Annotated in this window: 16 protein-coding genes and 1 pseudogene; 6 read left to right on the plus strand and 11 right to left on the minus strand. The window is 67.5% G+C overall.

The window, feature by feature from the left end; translation table 11 throughout:
* Positions 1 to 120 (plus strand): annotated as a pseudogene (locus tag KDK95_RS38410) (transposase); the annotation flags it as partial.
* Between the two features lie 489 nt (positions 121 to 609).
* On the opposite strand, the gene KDK95_RS38415 reads toward KDK95_RS38410, so the two are convergent.
* Together KDK95_RS38415 and KDK95_RS30560 are read right to left on the minus strand one after the other, a co-directional pair.
* Positions 610 to 969, minus strand: coding sequence for a transposase (locus tag KDK95_RS38415; protein WP_372463411.1), 360 nt, complete (start codon positions 967 to 969; stop codon positions 610 to 612).
* A gap of 165 nt (positions 970 to 1,134) precedes the next feature.
* Positions 1,135 to 3,246: a S53 family peptidase gene (locus tag KDK95_RS30560; RefSeq protein WP_212521809.1), complete on the minus strand. Its 2,112-nt coding sequence runs from the start codon at positions 3,244 to 3,246 to the stop codon at positions 1,135 to 1,137.
* Positions 3,247 to 3,657: 411 nt separating this feature from the next.
* Between KDK95_RS30560 and KDK95_RS30565 the strand changes: the two genes are divergently transcribed.
* Entirely contained in the window at positions 3,658 to 4,092 is a 435-nt protein-coding gene (locus KDK95_RS30565) for an SDR family NAD(P)-dependent oxidoreductase (protein WP_212521821.1), read from the plus strand.
* A gap of 458 nt (positions 4,093 to 4,550) precedes the next feature.
* The gene (locus KDK95_RS30570; RefSeq protein WP_212521810.1) at positions 4,551 to 6,416 is read left to right on the plus strand and encodes an acyl-CoA synthetase; all 1,866 of its coding nucleotides are present in this window, start codon (positions 4,551 to 4,553) and stop codon (positions 6,414 to 6,416) included.
* A 4-nt stretch (positions 6,417 to 6,420) separates the two neighbouring features.
* On the opposite strand, the gene KDK95_RS30575 is transcribed toward KDK95_RS30570, so the two are convergent.
* The 5 genes from KDK95_RS30575 to KDK95_RS30590 form a co-directional block, all read right to left on the minus strand.
* Positions 6,421 to 6,780: a hypothetical protein gene (locus tag KDK95_RS30575; protein ID WP_212521811.1), complete on the minus strand. Its 360-nt coding sequence runs from the start codon at positions 6,778 to 6,780 to the stop codon at positions 6,421 to 6,423.
* Positions 6,777 to 7,037 carry a hypothetical protein gene (locus KDK95_RS30580; protein WP_212521812.1) on the minus strand — a complete coding sequence of 87 codons (261 nt, stop codon included), beginning with the start codon at positions 7,035 to 7,037 and terminating at the stop codon, positions 6,777 to 6,779. Before KDK95_RS30580 ends, KDK95_RS30575 begins: the two co-directional genes overlap by 4 nt.
* A gap of 33 nt (positions 7,038 to 7,070) precedes the next feature.
* A complete protein-coding gene (locus KDK95_RS30585) occupies positions 7,071 to 7,397 on the minus strand; it encodes a hemerythrin domain-containing protein (RefSeq protein ID WP_212521813.1) in 327 nt (108 codons plus the stop codon).
* 51 nt (positions 7,398 to 7,448) lie between these two features.
* Positions 7,449 to 7,724, minus strand: a complete 276-nt coding sequence (locus tag KDK95_RS38420) for a DUF6059 family protein (RefSeq protein WP_372463412.1) — start codon at positions 7,722 to 7,724, stop codon at positions 7,449 to 7,451.
* A 298-nt stretch (positions 7,725 to 8,022) separates the two neighbouring features.
* A complete protein-coding gene (locus KDK95_RS30590; protein ID WP_212521814.1) occupies positions 8,023 to 8,724 on the minus strand; it encodes an Lrp/AsnC family transcriptional regulator in 702 nt (233 codons plus the stop codon).
* Positions 8,725 to 8,927: 203 nt separating this feature from the next.
* On the opposite strand from KDK95_RS30590, the gene KDK95_RS30595 reads away from it, so the two are divergent.
* Both KDK95_RS30595 and KDK95_RS30600 read left to right on the plus strand, forming a co-directional pair.
* Positions 8,928 to 9,815: a hypothetical protein gene (locus KDK95_RS30595; protein WP_212521815.1), complete on the plus strand. Its 888-nt coding sequence runs from the start codon at positions 8,928 to 8,930 to the stop codon at positions 9,813 to 9,815.
* Entirely contained in the window at positions 9,815 to 10,237 is a 423-nt protein-coding gene (locus tag KDK95_RS30600; RefSeq protein ID WP_307844798.1) for a transposase, read from the plus strand. Before KDK95_RS30595 ends, KDK95_RS30600 begins: the two co-directional genes overlap by 1 nt.
* A 1,005-nt stretch (positions 10,238 to 11,242) precedes the next feature.
* Here KDK95_RS30600 and KDK95_RS30605 read toward each other — a convergent pair.
* Both KDK95_RS30605 and KDK95_RS30610 read right to left on the minus strand, forming a co-directional pair.
* Complete coding sequence (locus tag KDK95_RS30605) at positions 11,243 to 11,656, minus strand: PIN domain-containing protein (RefSeq protein WP_212521816.1); 414 nt, start codon at positions 11,654 to 11,656, stop codon at positions 11,243 to 11,245.
* Complete coding sequence (locus KDK95_RS30610; protein ID WP_212521817.1) at positions 11,653 to 11,895, minus strand: type II toxin-antitoxin system VapB family antitoxin; 243 nt, start codon at positions 11,893 to 11,895, stop codon at positions 11,653 to 11,655. Before KDK95_RS30610 ends, KDK95_RS30605 begins: the two co-directional genes overlap by 4 nt.
* A gap of 391 nt (positions 11,896 to 12,286) precedes the next feature.
* On the opposite strand from KDK95_RS30610, the gene KDK95_RS30615 reads away from it, so the two are divergent.
* Positions 12,287 to 12,445 (plus strand): hypothetical protein, encoded by a 159-nt coding sequence (locus tag KDK95_RS30615; RefSeq protein WP_212521818.1) that lies wholly within the window; start codon positions 12,287 to 12,289, stop codon positions 12,443 to 12,445.
* Positions 12,446 to 12,484: 39 nt separating this feature from the next.
* On the opposite strand, the gene KDK95_RS36410 is transcribed toward KDK95_RS30615, so the two are convergent.
* On the minus strand, positions 12,485 to 13,861 hold the full coding sequence (locus tag KDK95_RS36410) for an SMI1/KNR4 family protein (protein WP_372463413.1): 1,377 nt from the start codon (positions 13,859 to 13,861) through the stop codon (positions 12,485 to 12,487).
* Positions 13,862 to 14,076: 215 nt separating this feature from the next.
* Complete coding sequence (locus KDK95_RS30625; RefSeq protein WP_372463414.1) at positions 14,077 to 14,631, minus strand: HAD domain-containing protein; 555 nt, start codon at positions 14,629 to 14,631, stop codon at positions 14,077 to 14,079.
* Between the last annotated feature and the right edge of the window lie 574 nt (positions 14,632 to 15,205).

Raw genomic sequence — 15,205 nt, forward strand, 5'->3', positions numbered from 1 at the left:
ACCGACCACCGCACCCACCAAGAACAAGGCAGCATGATCCGCCGCTACATCGCCTGGAGGAACCGGAACGCCGAGAACCGCGAACTACGCCGCATCGTCGACCGGGCAAACGTAGCCTGACGCGGCACTAGCTTCGTCGCAGCCGACGCCTCGACGCCACCGCGGCATGAACCGCGTCGCACCGCCCCAGCGTGCCGCACGGCCCGCACGACCCGTCATATCCCGACACCGCTCAAGCGGCGGATTTCCGCAAAACCCTGCAACGGAACTGGCAGCGCCGGAGACTCTCCGGCGGAGAGCCGTGCGTATCAACTCCAGGCCTATTGACCGGCCCGAATGCCGTCGATCCCCGTGAAAAAAACGTCGGCCCACGGATTCATCCGTCAATTCCCACGAGGCTTTTGTTCATCTTCGCCGGGCTCAAGATCGTTCCAGGCCCTCCCGCTTCTCTCCCACTTTGACCCGAAAGACCCTGTCAGATGGTCTAGTTCAGAAAGCGGAAAATGGAGCGAAACCCCACGTCAACCCGGTGGTCGGATGTTTAACCTCGGTAGGGCGGGTGGGACTCGAACCCACGACCCAAGGATTATGAGTCTGTATCCTGATATATTAACCCATAGCTACTGGTGCCGTTTGGTGCCGGTCTGTCCGGATTGGGCCGGACGTCGCGTCCGTCGCGTGCCGCCCGGTTGCGTCGCACGTCAACCGTATCCCTCGCACGTCCCTCCTGTAATCGGTACGGCCGTCCGGGTCGCCGTCCCTCCCAACCGTTGGATCGGTGGGAGGGGCGGCGGTGCGCGGCGCCGTGATGTCTTCGTTCGAGCCGTCCCAGTTGCGCAGGCTCTGCCCGCCGACGCCGAGTTCCGCGGCGATCTCCGCCACCGTCCGGTCCGAGCTGGAGCGGACGGACTCGACCGCATCGCGCTTGAGCTCCGCCCGGTACCGCTTGCCGCTCCCGTGCTGCGCCACCTGGTACTCATTCCTTTGGATGATCTTCCATCCGGTATCCAGGCACGGGGTTCCGGGGGCTCACTCCAGTCCACAGCAACACCTCGGCCGAGGGCCGGTGCGCCCCGGAGGCTCGCTCGGCTTCCGGGCGCACCGGCCGACCCTGATACTCGGGAATGCTGAACGTTAGCGCTTCCCGGCAGCTTCGGCTTTCTCGGCGGTGATCGCCTCGTCCACGCTCGCTTGGCCTTGCTGCGCAGCTTCGCCGAGTCGGTTCCGGCCGACGTGCCAGCCGCCGGGCCACGCGGCCCCGGTGCACAAGGCGGGGATCAGGGTCTGCGCTTTCGGGCTGCCGAGGCCGGACGCCATGTCATAGCCCTTCGCGGCCTGGTAGAGCGAACCGGTGTAGCCGGACGGTATGTAGGCGTTGTTGCCGGTGGTTTCGTCGTTGAAGGTCGCGGCGTATGTCGCCGGGTCCCTCGCCAGATCATATATCAGCGGGTTGATGAAACCGGCCGGGCCGGTGGCGGCGCACTTGGCGGAACTGTCGGCGAGCGCGGTGATGGCGGCCAGGATGGGGGTGGCGAGGCTGGTGCCGGCGACCATCAGCACGTCGTAGCCCGAGCTATCGGCGTAGTAGATCAGCGGGAAACCGGAGCGCCAGTCGCCGTCCAGGGAGAGGTCGGGAACCTGCCGGCAGTACTGGCCCGAGGCCGCGCCGCAGACGTCGCTATAGCCAGGAGCGATGAACCCGGCCTGGTAGTTCCATTCGCTCGGGAAGCTGTGCAACGTCGACACCCCGCCGCCGGTGGCGCCTCCGTTGTCGAGCAGGCCGATGCCCTCGGTCGCGGAGGTGTCGAAGGAGTCGTTCCACGGAGTGATGGTCGGATTGGTCAGGCCCTGCATGTATGTGCCGCCGACGGCGGTGAGCCATGCGTTGTCCGCCGGGTCGCTGACGTTCAGTTGCGGCTCCGCGCAGCCTTCGGAGCCGTTGTCGCCTGAGGCGGCGAAGACGCTCTGGCCCTGCAGAGCGGCCAACTCTAGCGTGGTGGTCTGGCTGTTTTCAAGCGAGCTGTCGACGGGGCCCGACTCGCAGCCGATGAGCCAAGAGATCGAGATCGCACTGGCGATGTCGTCGCTGACCGGCTTTGCGAAGTTCTCGAGCCAGTCGGCGTCGGTGAAGGTGTTGTCGTAGTCCGAGCCCTCATAGTCGATGATCGAGGCTAGTGGCGCGACCGCGGCGACCGCCTCGGTGTCGATAGCGGTCTCCACGCCGACGTAGTTGTCGGGCGTCGGCTGGACGGGTGTGCCCGAGCCGTCGAACACGTAGCTGACCTTGCTGTGCGAGCCGACACAGTTCTCGTACTCCGAGATCGCCTGCCGGTCCGGCGCCTCCCACTCCTCGACCGCGACTGACACGCCTTGGCCGTCGTCGCCGGATTCGAGACGCTTGACGTAGCCGTAGGCGCTGGCCAGCGCGGTCGGGGAGTAGTAGGTGCCGCCGTCCTTGCCGGTGTAGCCGTTCTGTGTGAGGTAGGCGTCGATCGTGGTGGTCAACGAACTGCACAGCGCGGGTACGGCACCGTTGCGATGCGCCGCGCTCGACTGACTCGCGACGGCGGCGGGCGATATGTTGGCGCGCTTTCCGTGCCCGCCGGCCGCGCGGTACTGCACGTCCGGCTGCATGAAGTCGTCGAGTCCGACGACGCCGCGCACCGCGCTCGCGACGCTGCCGTCGAGCTTCGGAACGGCGGTGGCGTTGAACGCGCGTCGGCCGTCCGCGAGCCGGTAGCCGGTGAAGCCGACTCTGAAGGCCCGCTTGAGTGTGCTGACGGTGGCGGTGACTGGGATGTAGAGACCGTCGTCGACTGCGGCGCGCGGGTTGAGTCCCTGGGCCCGCAATGCCGCGGTGACGTTGTCCACCGTGGACTGTGTCGGGGCGAAGAGCAGTTGGACCTGTTCCTTCGTCAGGTATTGCTTGTAGAAGGGCGATTTCGGGTCGCTGACCAGTTCGGCATACCGGCTGAGTTCGTCGGCGTTACGCGGCTGGAGGGCGACGTCCACGTCGATCGTGGTCGAGTCGCTCGGAGCCGGCGCGGTTTCGGCTCCGGCGGGTGCCGGGGCGACGGAGCCGACCGCGACGAGCGTGTGCGAGGCGGCGCTCGGCGCGGCGTCCGCGGTCTGAATGGATGCGGTGGCGAGCGCAACGGAAAGGACGACGAGCGGTGCCCCGATCCGCAGTGTGCGAGATCGCGCACCACCCGATATTCGGGTCCCTGGGATGTGGGAATCCCCCATGGTATCCATCTCGATTCATTGGTGTCAGAGGTGACGGCGCGTTGACGGCCCTTGAGCCGTCAACGCGCCACGCTACAAGGAGCGGAGATCATCACGCTTCCGTCAAATGACGGAAGCGAACTCTCCATCGCGCCCTCAAACATAATCAGTAGCTTGTCGCGCCCTCAGTCGAAGGAATGCGCCTCTGGGCAAGCGCTCTGCGCCGGAGCGAAAGAGTGCGCGGGCTCGGAGCGTGAGACTGGAAATCGTCATCGGCCCGCCGACGCGACGCCATATGTTGCTGCCATCACGGTTCGCGGTGCGGCGGGTCTCCGACTACGAGGAGGAGCCTGATGGGGCGGTTGGAAGGCAAGACGGCGGTGGTGGCCGGCGGATCGACGGGCATCGGTTTCGCCGGGCCCCGTCGGATGGCTGACGAGGGGCGCGCGCGTATACCTCACCGGTCGGCGGAAGCAGGAACTCGATGCTGCCGTAGCCGCCATAGGGCGGGGAGCGATCGGGGTGCAGGGCGATGTCTCCAGGCCGACCGACCTCGATCGGCTCTACGAGCGGATTTCGGAAGACGGCTGCCGGATGGACGTGCTGTATGCGAATGCCGGCGTGGGTCAGTGGGCTCCTCTCGAGCAGGTCACGGTGGATCATCTGGACTTTATTCTGGGCGTGAACGTGCGGGGAGCAGTCTTCACCGTGCAGAAGGCAGTGCCGCTGCTCAACGACCATGCCTCCGTCATCCTCTCGGGTCGATCTGGACCATGGAGGGCCGGAGGGATTCGGTCTCTATTCGGCTACGAAGGCTGCGACGCGGTCTTTCGCCCGAACCTGGGCGAACGAGCTGAAGGGCCGTGAATCCGAGTCAGCGCCGCAAGTCCGGGGACGATCGACACGCCGGGACTCAACGCGGCCATCGGCGCTCCCCGGCATTAGTGGGCGTCAAGCCGAATCCTGTCGGAAGGCGGTGCTGAACGACGCGTGAGTGGTGAAGCCGCTGGCGTGCGCGATCTGCGCGACCGACCGCTCGGCCCAGCCCGTGCTGGACGGCCTGTTTCGCGCCAGTCTGCCGGGCCAGCCGACCGAGGCCGCTGGCCCCGGTGAAGACCGCGCGGGTCGGACCGAATATAACGGGTGTTCCGTTTCAGCGAGATGTGGACAACGCCGCAAAGCGCGACGCCGAATGCTCGCGATCGCCCCCCCCCCATAAGATGTTCGAACTCCAGTCAGATTACGGATGACCGGCTTCGCCGCTTCGGTCCACAATGGTCGTCAGGGGATCCAACACGGGCTCGAAAGCGCGAGGGGCATATTCAATGGCTGATGACCTACTATGGCCTCGGTACGCCGATCCAGGCGATCTGTCCGCGATCGAAGCCGTGCCGTTGGAGGCGCGTGGTCTGCCTGAGTCCACGTATGCGCTGTTGGTCAGGGCTGCTGAGCGGTGGCCGGAGCGCACGGCGCTGACTGTGCTGTCCGACGCCGCGCGGTGGGATCAGCCGCGCAGTCGCACATTCGCCGAGTTGCTCGCGCAAGTGCACCGCTATGCCAATCTGCTGCACCGGCTCGGGATTCGTCGAGGCGACGCGGTCGCGCTGATGGCGCCCAACTGCGAGGAGCTGATCGCGGCCACCCTCGCGGCCCAAGTCGCCGGTATCGCGGCGCCGCTGAACGGGGCGTTGTCCGTGCCGCGGCTGGGCGAACTGCTGCGGCGTTCCGGCGCTCGGATCCTGATTACGGCTGGGCCCGAATTATCGCCGGATGCCTGGACGAAGGCGCGCGAGGTGGGGCAGGAGGTCGATGCGGTCCTACTACTGAGGCCGACCGGAACGATTGAACGCGGGCCATTGTCCCCGGTCGAGGATGTGGCGATCGGGTATCTCGCGGACCTGGCAGAGGCCGAAGATGCCGACGCCTTCGCCGGATGCGCCCCCGCACGCGAGGACCTCGCAGCGTTCATCCACACCGGCGGCACCACCGGGACACCGAAACTGGCCGCGCACACGCACGCGAACCAGGTCGCCAACGCGTGGATGATGGCCGCCTCGACTCTGTTCGACGCCGAGCAGGTCGTCTTCGCCGCCTTGCCTCTCTTCCATGTCAATGCACTCATGGTCACACTGCTCACGCCGCTGTTCCACGGCCAGCGCACCGTCTGGGCCGCGCCTCTGGGCTACCGGGATCCGGCACTCTACCCGGCGTTCTGGAAGATCGTGCAGCGCTACCGGATCGCGATGATGAGCGCGGTGCCCACGGTGTACGCGGCGCTCGCGCAGTACCCGGTGGACGCCGATATCAGCAGCCTGCGCCACGCGGTGGTCGGTGCGTCACCGCTGCCCGCGGCGACTCGCGCGGCGTTCCGCGAACGCACCGGATTGGACCTGGTGGAGGGTTACGGGCTGACCGAGGCCACCTGCGCCAGCGCCCGAAGCTTCCCGCACGCGCCGCGTCCGGGCGCCGTCGGGCAACGCATGCCCTACCAGCGGGTCAGGGTACTGCGCCCGGACACCCGGGAGCAGTGCCAGATCGGAGAGAGGGGGGTACTGGCCATCGCCGGACCGACCGTGTTCGCGGGATACGTCACCGACCGCACTGACGACGCCCGTGTGCTGGATGCGGCCGACGCGGTCGTCGATGGCTGGCTCGATACCGGTGACCTCGCCCACCTCGACGCCGACGGGTTCATCCACCTCGCCGGACGCGCGAAGGACCTGATCATCCGAGGCGGCCACAACATCGATCCGTCCGCTATCGAGGAAGCGCTCCTCGCGCATCCCGCGGTTACCGCGGCGGGCGCGGTCGGACGGCCGGATCCGCACTCCGGCGAGGTTCCGGTGGCGTACGTCGCCGTGGACCATGCGGCCGAGGTGGACGAGAAGGAACTCGTCGTCTGGGCCGCCGAGTACGTGCCCGAGCCGGCCGCCGCGCCGAAATCCGTGACCATCCTGGAGGTGCTGCCGCTCACCGAGGTCGGCAAGCCCGACAAACTTCCGCTGCGGGCCGACGCGACTCGGCGCGCCCTGGCCGAAGCGCTCTGCAGTCTGGGGAACGGTTTCACGATCGACGCAGTGATCGAAGGCGGCACAGTCGCCGCGCACATCACGGCGCCGCCCGGAATCGACAGGCAGGCCATGGAACTGATTCTCAACCGGTACTCGGTGCCATGGCGCTTCACGCGGTGACTGCTCAAGCAACGACGAAGCCGGCGAAAGGGGCACGGCTCCGGTCGGTCACCAGTACCCGGCACATCCGCTTGATACTGGACTTGCCGCGCAACCGGTGGATGAAGGCGAAGCGCTCGCGCGCCGGTGCGAGGTGGATCAACGGCTCCGCGGCCTGACGCGGAATCTCATTCTCTTCGCGGAGCCACTCGAGCTCGCGGCGGTGCTGTTTCAGCTCTTCGCGAAGTCGGGTGTCCGCGGCAACGAGTTCGAGGTGATCAGGTCGACGGCGTGTGCTTGGGAACCCAGCTGCATCGCCACGACTATACGAGGCGATGTCGCCGAATCGTGCCCTGACGGCGATACCCTTCTTCGTATTGCTCACACCTCGTGTAGCCGGGCGTGCCAACGGGCGTATGAGCGGCGTCCGTGCAGACGCCACAGGACGCGGACCGGGAAGGGCGCCGTCCCGAGGATCGTCCGCCGCTCTTCGGGAGCAGTCACCGCCATCAGGGCGCTGAATGCGTGCAGCAGGAGCCTTCCGTCCAGCTTCGCCAGGGCGAGCGTTGCGAATTCCTCCCACTCCGCGACGCTCAGGTGCTCGGCGGCCAGTGGCAGGATCGTGCGTTCCTCTTCGTCCATGTGCGCGACCGCCGCCTGACTCAGCTCGCTGAGTCAGGCGGCGACCTTCTCGCACAGGGGCTGCCGCGGGTCTGCGGCCAAGTCGTCGAGCGAGCCGGTCACGTGCGCGATGAGGTCGTCGAGCCGGTAGTGCTGCAGCTTCATGCAGGCGATCGCCTCGGACTGTCCCGTCGCACGCTGCATGAGCCTCGGCCACAGGTACTCGTCCTCGCTGAGGTGGTGAACCTCCAGGCCCAGTAGCGCGAACCGCACCGCGGACACGACCAGGCGGGCTCGCGTGGCGTTCCCGGGCCGCACTCCGAGCACGAGATCCGGCAGTTCCGCGAGTTGACGGCGGAAGGCGCGATGCGCGACTGCCATGCCGTGGACATCAGGTGGCGGATTAACCACGCCTGCCATAGCGATACTCCATCAGACGCTGCCACCACGCATCGGCCGCAGCTGGGCCCACAGTTTCCGCTCCGTCCGGGTCGGCCGCATCGTCGGCACTAAGCGCTCGGGATGGCCCTGCGGCGGCCCCGAGCTTTCGTCCACATGGAGGCGCTCGCCTCCAGAGATCGGCGGTATCCACACGCCGAAGCACGCCATCGCGCACAGTATCGATTCATACACGGCGAATCCGCGTGGATTGGCGGTGACCGTTTCGCAACCCTGAATCCCAGCGCTCTTCGATGTTCTGGCTCGCATGGCGTGCACTCATTTCCCGCAACTCTCGTTCCAGCCCGGCACGCCTTCAAGATCTCGTATTCCTGGCCTGACGCGCATCCGTCGAATGACTGCAACGCGGGAGTGCGGGATGGGCGCTGGAAGTCATGGACGTTCCGAGGCGCGCGCTGGACCGCCGACCCCAGCGCGCGCCCGCAGGGACCACCCACAGGTCCCATGGCAATAGTGGTACCGGAGTGATCCGCGATGAATCTGTCATCTGACCGCATGCCGGATGGCGGACCCGGCAGCGCACATACTGCCGGGGAGTTCGTGTGCGTCAACGGCTGAGCGGTTCGGACCGCCGGACCCGGCCGGTGCGTTTGACCGCGTTCAAGATCGGGGTCAGCTCGACCCCGCGGATGTCGGCGAGCGTTCCGATCGTGCCGGTGACGAAGGCGTAGAGTCCGCTGAGGTCCTTGGCGGCGACGGCGACGAGCAGGTTCGCCGCGCCGGTCGTCGCGGCGGCGAAGCGCACCTGCGGATGCCGGCTGAGGCCTTGCCCGATCGTCTCCAGGCTGCCGGGGCCGGTCGTGATCCACAACAGCGCTTCGCTCCTGATGCCGAGCAGGCTGAGGTCCACCTCGCACGCCAGCCGCACGACGTGCGCGGCGACGAGCGTTTCGAGTCGGCGGCTCACGGTTGACGCCGACGTGTCCAGCTGGGCGGCCAGTTCGCTGTAGCCGGCACGCGAGTTGATGGCGAGCCGGTCGATGAGCGCGTCGTCGATCGGCTGGATGGTCGGCGTGTCGGCCGGTTCCTCCGGGTACGGGCGCAGCATCTCCGTCTGGTCGCTCGTCAGCAGCCCACCGCTCCAGGCGAAGCCCGCGGGGAAGACCTTCATCAGGTCGTACGCGTCCCACGACAGGACGTCGGCGGTCGCGGGCAGGTCGCGAAGCAGCAGCGCGTTGCGGGCGTCCGGGCCGTCGAGGAACAGCACGCTGCTGATCTCGTTGCCGCCGCCGAGAATGTCGACCCACACCGTGTCCGGCCGCCGCGCGAGCCCGGCGGCGATCGGGTTGATGCGGCTCGGTCGGCACCGGACGCGCAGGGCCAGCGGGATGATCCGGGGGAAGTGCGCGGGATTGCGGACGGCTGTGGGCCGCAGCGTGCCGTCCCGATATTCGCGAACGGCTGGCCCACGAGGACCGCGCCGACCGTCTCCTGGATCTGGCGCTGGAGCGCTTGAAGCATGCCGGGCTCGTGCGCGAGCGCACCACACAGCGCACCGACTCCACCCACGTCCTGGCCGCGGTGCGCGATTTGACGCGGCTGGAGTTGGTCACCGAGTCGGTCCGTGCCGCGCTGGAGGAGGTGGCGCGATCGGCCGGTCACCTGCTGGTCGGGGTGGTCGAGGAGGACTGGGGACGCCGCTACGGTCGTGCGGTGCGGCTGGGCAAGAACCCCACCCGGCCCAAGACCAGGATCCTGGCCGCCGGCCAGGACGCCTGCCGGCTGCTCGAGTACCTGTACCGGAACGGATCGGGCTACCGGCCCGGCCCGCAGGCCGAGACCCTGCGGCAGATCGTCGTGCAGAACTACTACCGCGACCCGGCCGGCCGGCTGTGCTGGCGCACCGCCGACGACGGAGGGCTGCCGCCCTCCTCGCTGGCGATCGTCTCGCCCTACGACACCACGGCGCGCTACGTGCGCCACGGCCACATCATCGACTGGAAGGGGTTCGCCGCCCATCTGACCGAGACCTGCGCCCCCGACAGCGTGAACGTGATCACGGACGTCGCCACCACCTCGGCCGCCACGAACGACGGCCAAGCCCTGTCCGGCATCCACACCCGCCTCGCGCGCCGCGGCCTGCTGCCCACCGAGCACCTGGTCGACGGCGGCTACACCTCCCTGGTCCACCTGGAACGCGCCGCCCGCGAACACCAGGTCACCGTCAGCGGGCCGCTGCCAGGCAACCCCACCGGCCAACACCGCAAGAACGAGGGCTACGACCGCGACGACTTCCACATCGACTTCGAGCGCCGAGAGGTCACCTGCCCGCAAGGCCACGTCAGCCAGGGCTGGCACGGCCCCTATCCCCGACGTCCTCGCCCACCGCCGCGCCCCTGATCGTCGCGCGGTTCACCAAGGGCCAGTGCCAGCCGTGCCCGGCCCGCGCCCAGTGCACCAGCTCCAAAGAAGGCGCCCGCAACGTGGGCTTCCCCCCGCGAGAACTGCGCGACCTGCAACTGCGCGCCCGCGCCGAACAGCAGACCCCCGACTGGAAGGCCCGCTACGCGGTCCGCTCCGGCATCGAGGGCACAATGAACGAATTCGCCCACGGACACGGCATGCGCCGCTGCCGCTACCGAGGAGAGCCCAAAGCCCACGTGCAACACGTCCTGATGGCCATCGCCGTGAACATCGAGCGCCTCAGCAGCCGGTTAGTCACCGACGAAACCTCCCCAGCGCGACCGCCGACCTCCTTCCAGACGTTCCTCGACCAGCAGGGATTCCACCGCTCGAAGTCCTGGCGAACCCTGGGCACCTGACCTCAACCATCAAGATCACCGACAGAGTCAAGCTGAGACCGATCCGCGCGATCGTCACCGAGGTCCTGGGCATCGAGCCGCAGCCAGCTGGATCAGTGACTTAGCGCCGAGCGGGGCGGGCGCAGGACATGACGTGTCACCCACGGGGAATCGTTGCACTCGAAGGGCTAGCCTGGGCGAGCCGGGTCTGGATTGGACCAGAATGACGTGCTGCTCTGAGACGGGATCACACGGCACCGATCGGGCTAGCCCGGGCCAGGTTGGGCGGCCTTGGGTGAGAACGGGACACGACGGCACCGGGCCAAATCATCGGAATCCATGGAACGGCGTGTGCCTCAGACCCGCCGGACCGAAATCTGGGATCTGCAACGCCAACGCACAAAAGCCATCGGCACAACGCCGCCCAATGCGCGGCACTAATCCCCGGTTACTCGCCATCGCCTCGCCAATGGGTCAATTCCTGGCAGGGCCGCTGGGGGACTTCACAACTGTTCAGGGCTGATACTGCATATTTCCGCAGGTCATGAGCCTGGTCGGATGTCCAACCTCGGTAGGGCGGGTGGGACTCGAACCCACGACCCAAGGATTATGAGTCTGTAATCTGATATATCGGCACGTACTTGCTAGTCTTGGTTTGTGCTGTTCTGTCCGGATTCGGCCCGTCGCCGTGTCCGCCTCGTGTCGTCGTGTTCCGTCGCACGTCAACCGTGTCCCTCCCACATCCCTCCCGCGAGCGGGTGGGGCCGATCGGTTGGCGTTTCTCCCGTCCGCCGCTCCGGTGGGAGCGGGCGAACGTCACGCAACGCCGTGACGTGCCCGTTCGGGACGGGAGAGTGGCGGCTGCTCCTGTGAGTCGTGCTCTGCGCTCTTCCGCGATGAGCCGCCGCCCGGAAGCGCTGAGGACTTTCGGCTCGGCCGCGGTTTCCCTCGTGGGTCGGAGCTGTCCCTCCCGCCGCTGTGGAGGTGGGAGGGGGCGCTGCGGGAACGGTGGCACATCGGCTTGGCTTATGCGCGTGCGTCGCGTTCGCGCAATTCGGGCAGTACACGGGCGAGGGCGGGGAAGTCGTTGTCGACGTGCAGGACGGTCAGGTCGTGGTGGACGGCGGTGGCGGCCACGAGTAGGTTGATGACGCCGGGGCCGCGGTGTTGGGAGTGGCCGGTCAGTTCGTGTTGGGCGCGCTCGGCCCAGCGCCACGGGTCTTTGGGCATGCCGACCGGCGGGAACATCGCGTCGAGGTCGGCTTCGAGTTCTTCGCGGTGGGCCGGGCTGCGTGCGCCGAAGAGGATCTCGAGCCGGGTGGGCATGCAGTGGCGCAGCAGGCCTTCGGCCAGGAACGGGCGCCAGCGCAGTCGCAGGTCGTCCTCGTTGCGCAGGATCCGCCAGACGGCGCTGGTGTCGATGAGGTAGGCCTCGCTCACTCTGTGGGCGCCCCGGTGCCCGCGGCGGTGTCCTTGCGCTGCTCCCAGGCTGCGACCGCCGCGTCGAACTCGCCGCGCTCATAGCGTTCGGCCATGCGCTCGAGGGCGGCCAGACGGCGCCGGCGGGCGTTGACCTCGCGTAGCGCCGTGTTGACCGTGTCCTTCTTGGTGGCGGTGCCGAGGTTGCGCATCGCCTGCTCCAACTCGTCGTCGTCGAGATCGATCTGGGTGACGGTCATGGCGGCTCCTCTCGCATGTATCGACTTGATGTACATATTCTAGAGTATCTATGTACATCGCGCGAGCGGTACCGGCTTCGGTTGCCCGGCGGGCGTTTCTGCCACCGGCGCGGCGGGCGGGAGAAACCCGCCCGATCAGCGGGCGTTCGCCGTGCAGACCTTCGCGCGTGGAAAGCGCGGCAGACGCCGCTGCGACCTTGCTGGTTGCGGCAGGGGAGTGGCAATCCCTTGGGAGTTATTTCTCCGCTGCGCTTGCCGTGGAAGCTGCTGGTGCACGCGCGGAGGATTTTCCGTCCCTCGCGTGGGTGCGCGGCTGCTCGGGTGGCGCCCCTCCCACCTGCGGGTCTAGTGGCTGGCCGCCGCCGCGCTCGGCTACTTCTCCTGGCACAGCGTGCTCGAAGGCACCATCGCCGCGATCACGCTCGCGGGTCTCTACAGTGCCGCTCTGCTGACGACACACCGAGCCGGACGCCGTAGCGAGATCGCGCTCGGGCCGTTCATGACGCTCGGCACTCTCGCCACCCTCGCCGCCCACCTCCCGGCGCGATGAACCGAGTCGCACGCTTGATGCGCAACCGGATAGCGCCTGCTAACTGGAAGCGAGCTGTCCTTCCAGGATGATCTGGCCGATCGTCGGCCGGTTCCATAACGCGAGCAGTTCATTCGCGAGGGCCACGACCGGCACCGGGTGCTGCCTGTATCGCACCTCGATCCCGCAAGCGGCCAAACCCCGCGGCACGGCTCCGGCATCGAGCAGCGCCCGCCACTCCTCCAACCCGATCTCGAGGTATTCCAGGGCGGTCAATGAGGCGATCTCGAGCGGATCGGCAAGCGTGCCGGGATAAGCGGTCAGAGTCCGTAGGCGCGGTAGTCCGAACACCGGGGCCAGGCTCAGCGGTTCACCGTCCCACGCGCCGATACTCAAAACCTCCAAGCCGGGATGAGCGGCGGCTTCGGTGCTCTGCAGACTCTTGACATTGACCCTGGCGACGACCGGAGCCTCCAGCTCACGCTCCGCACTCGATGCTTCGACCTTCCTGCCCAGCACGAAGTCGGTCAGGGAGTCGGCAAGCAGTTCGGCGCCCACGTTCTCCTCGTGTGACAGGAAGATGACCTGCCCGGTGTGTCCGCCCGGCCCCGGCGTCAGGTCGACCGCGAGCTGGTCGCCGCCGTAGTTGCAGCCGAACACGATCCAGCCGGGCGATCCGGCCAGACCCTGCACCGCGGCGCCCGGCGGCGTGACGGCCGCCTTAACGGCCGCGAACTGCCACGGGCACGGCCGGGAGGAGGCGTCCGCGACACTGACGTGATCCAAATCGAAAAGCCGGCAGCCCACGGCATCGACGAGCTCGTCTTCGCCCGCGCCGCCCTCGTCCCAGTCCTCCCACCGTGCCCGTGTCACCCGGTAGAGCACCTTCAACTCCTCGGGCAGTTCGATGCCCAGACGTGCCTGCGCCGCGGCGATCTCGTCCTCGCCGGCGCCCACGGCATCAGGTAGCCGATCGCGAAGCGTCCGCTCCAGCAACGCAGGGTCCGCTGATGCCGCCGCCGTCGCGCCAGGTGCCGGAGCCGGTAGACGCCGCCACGGCTCGGCAACGGCGCCATCCGCCAGCACGAGGGCGCCCGGGTACACGCCGATGCCGCGCTCGACCGCGCCGCCGAAACTGAACAGATAAAGGACGCTTCGTCCGCTCGAGGAGATCTCCGCGGTGAACGCGATGTCGTGCCGGCCGTCCTCATCGAGTGCGGCATGTATCCGCTTGACCGCGTCGAACTCGGCTTGCCTGTCCTCGACCAGCAGGGCCCGTCCCGGCTGCGGCCGAACGCGCTTGAACGGCACGCTCCAACTGCCGCGGCCGATCCGCCCCGACACGTGGCCTCCGGGAGAAGCGAGATCCTCCGCATTCGCCTCCCGCACCAACCGCAGAAGCGGCTCCCACGTCGCAAAGTCGTGTATCGCGGGCAACAACGGCCTCCGGTCGCGTCAAAGATCTTCAAGGGCTGGCTGGCCAACCTTTTTACAATGCGGCCCCAGGCCCGTCAACACGACGGCCAGGTCCGAGTCCTGCCGTAAAGCGTGCCTGCACCGCGCCCCAGCTACCGGACGAGATCCACGACTCCGTCCACAGCTTGGAGGCATCTCGACCTGGCTCTGAAACGACGGACGCCTGCGGATGAGGCTCAGCCTTCCAGAGTCTGCGCCCATCGCGCGAGCAGTGCGAAGTCGGCCGCGCTCAGCCCGACCTGAGGGTCGATCCGGTGCAGGAGGGCGGGGGCGGCATGATGCTCACCCACCCAGGCCCGGTCCGCATCGGTGATCTCATCGTCGACCCACGCGAAAGCACGGCCCCGTGCCCACGCCACGATCTGCGGGGTCTTCCAGAACACCCCGCCTTCAGGATCGGGCCGCGGATCTGGCCAGACGATAAACGGCAGGACGGGCAATCCCAGGACCGGCGCGACGAAGTCGTTGGCCTCGTGCTCCCACGTCGTTGCCCAGACCAAGTCGAAGGCCAGAGCAGCCAGGGCGGGACCATGATCCGGATTGAGCCACACCCGAAGCGGCTTAACGCGCTTGTTCGGCAGTCCCCACTCGGCTAACCGACGCCGCTCTGCAGCCTCCCACCGTGGCGTGAGCAGCCGGTGCGTCGTGTAACCCGCCGGACGCTGATGCGGCTTAGCGGCATACGGATTCAGGGGGCCGTCCACGTCCACCAGCAACGCGGGCCGCGGCAGCGCTTCAACTCGAGCCGTGATCTGCGGTTCGCTGTCAACGGCCACGAAGTGACCTTGTTGGGCGGACAGCCTCACATGTCCGCCCACCACGACTCTTCCACGTCCGCCATCAGTTCGCCACATGGCAGGGTTCATTCGGCGAGGCGCTTCGCTCACTGAGCCTGGCGAAGCCGGATGTCAGGTTCGGCTGGTGTCTGGCGTGGTCGTATCGACGTCGACGACGCGCAGGGTACCCTTTGTCAGGACCAGTACAGTGCGGGGTCCGTGTGCGCGAAGGGCCCTGATCCGCTGTGTGATGCGCCTGGAGGGGGTCGAGTAGTGCGGCACCCCTGGGTCTGGATCGACCAGTGCCAGCCGCCCACTGAAATCAGCGACCACGAACCCCGAGTCTGTTTGAACGGCGTGATCGACGTCTGCCGCAGCGAATCGGCGCAGCGGTGTCCCGTCTGTCGGCGACTAGTGAAAACTGACCCCCAGGCAACGGTTGAAAGTTGACCCCCTTGCTTAGCCTGGAGGGTGCTGAACGTGGAAGATTGGGCCGAGATCCGGCGGCTGTCCCGCGCGGAGGGTATGA

It is taken from the genome of Actinospica acidithermotolerans, assembly GCF_018139625.1.
Lineage (GTDB): Bacteria > Actinomycetota > Actinomycetes > Streptomycetales > Catenulisporaceae > Actinospica > Actinospica acidithermotolerans.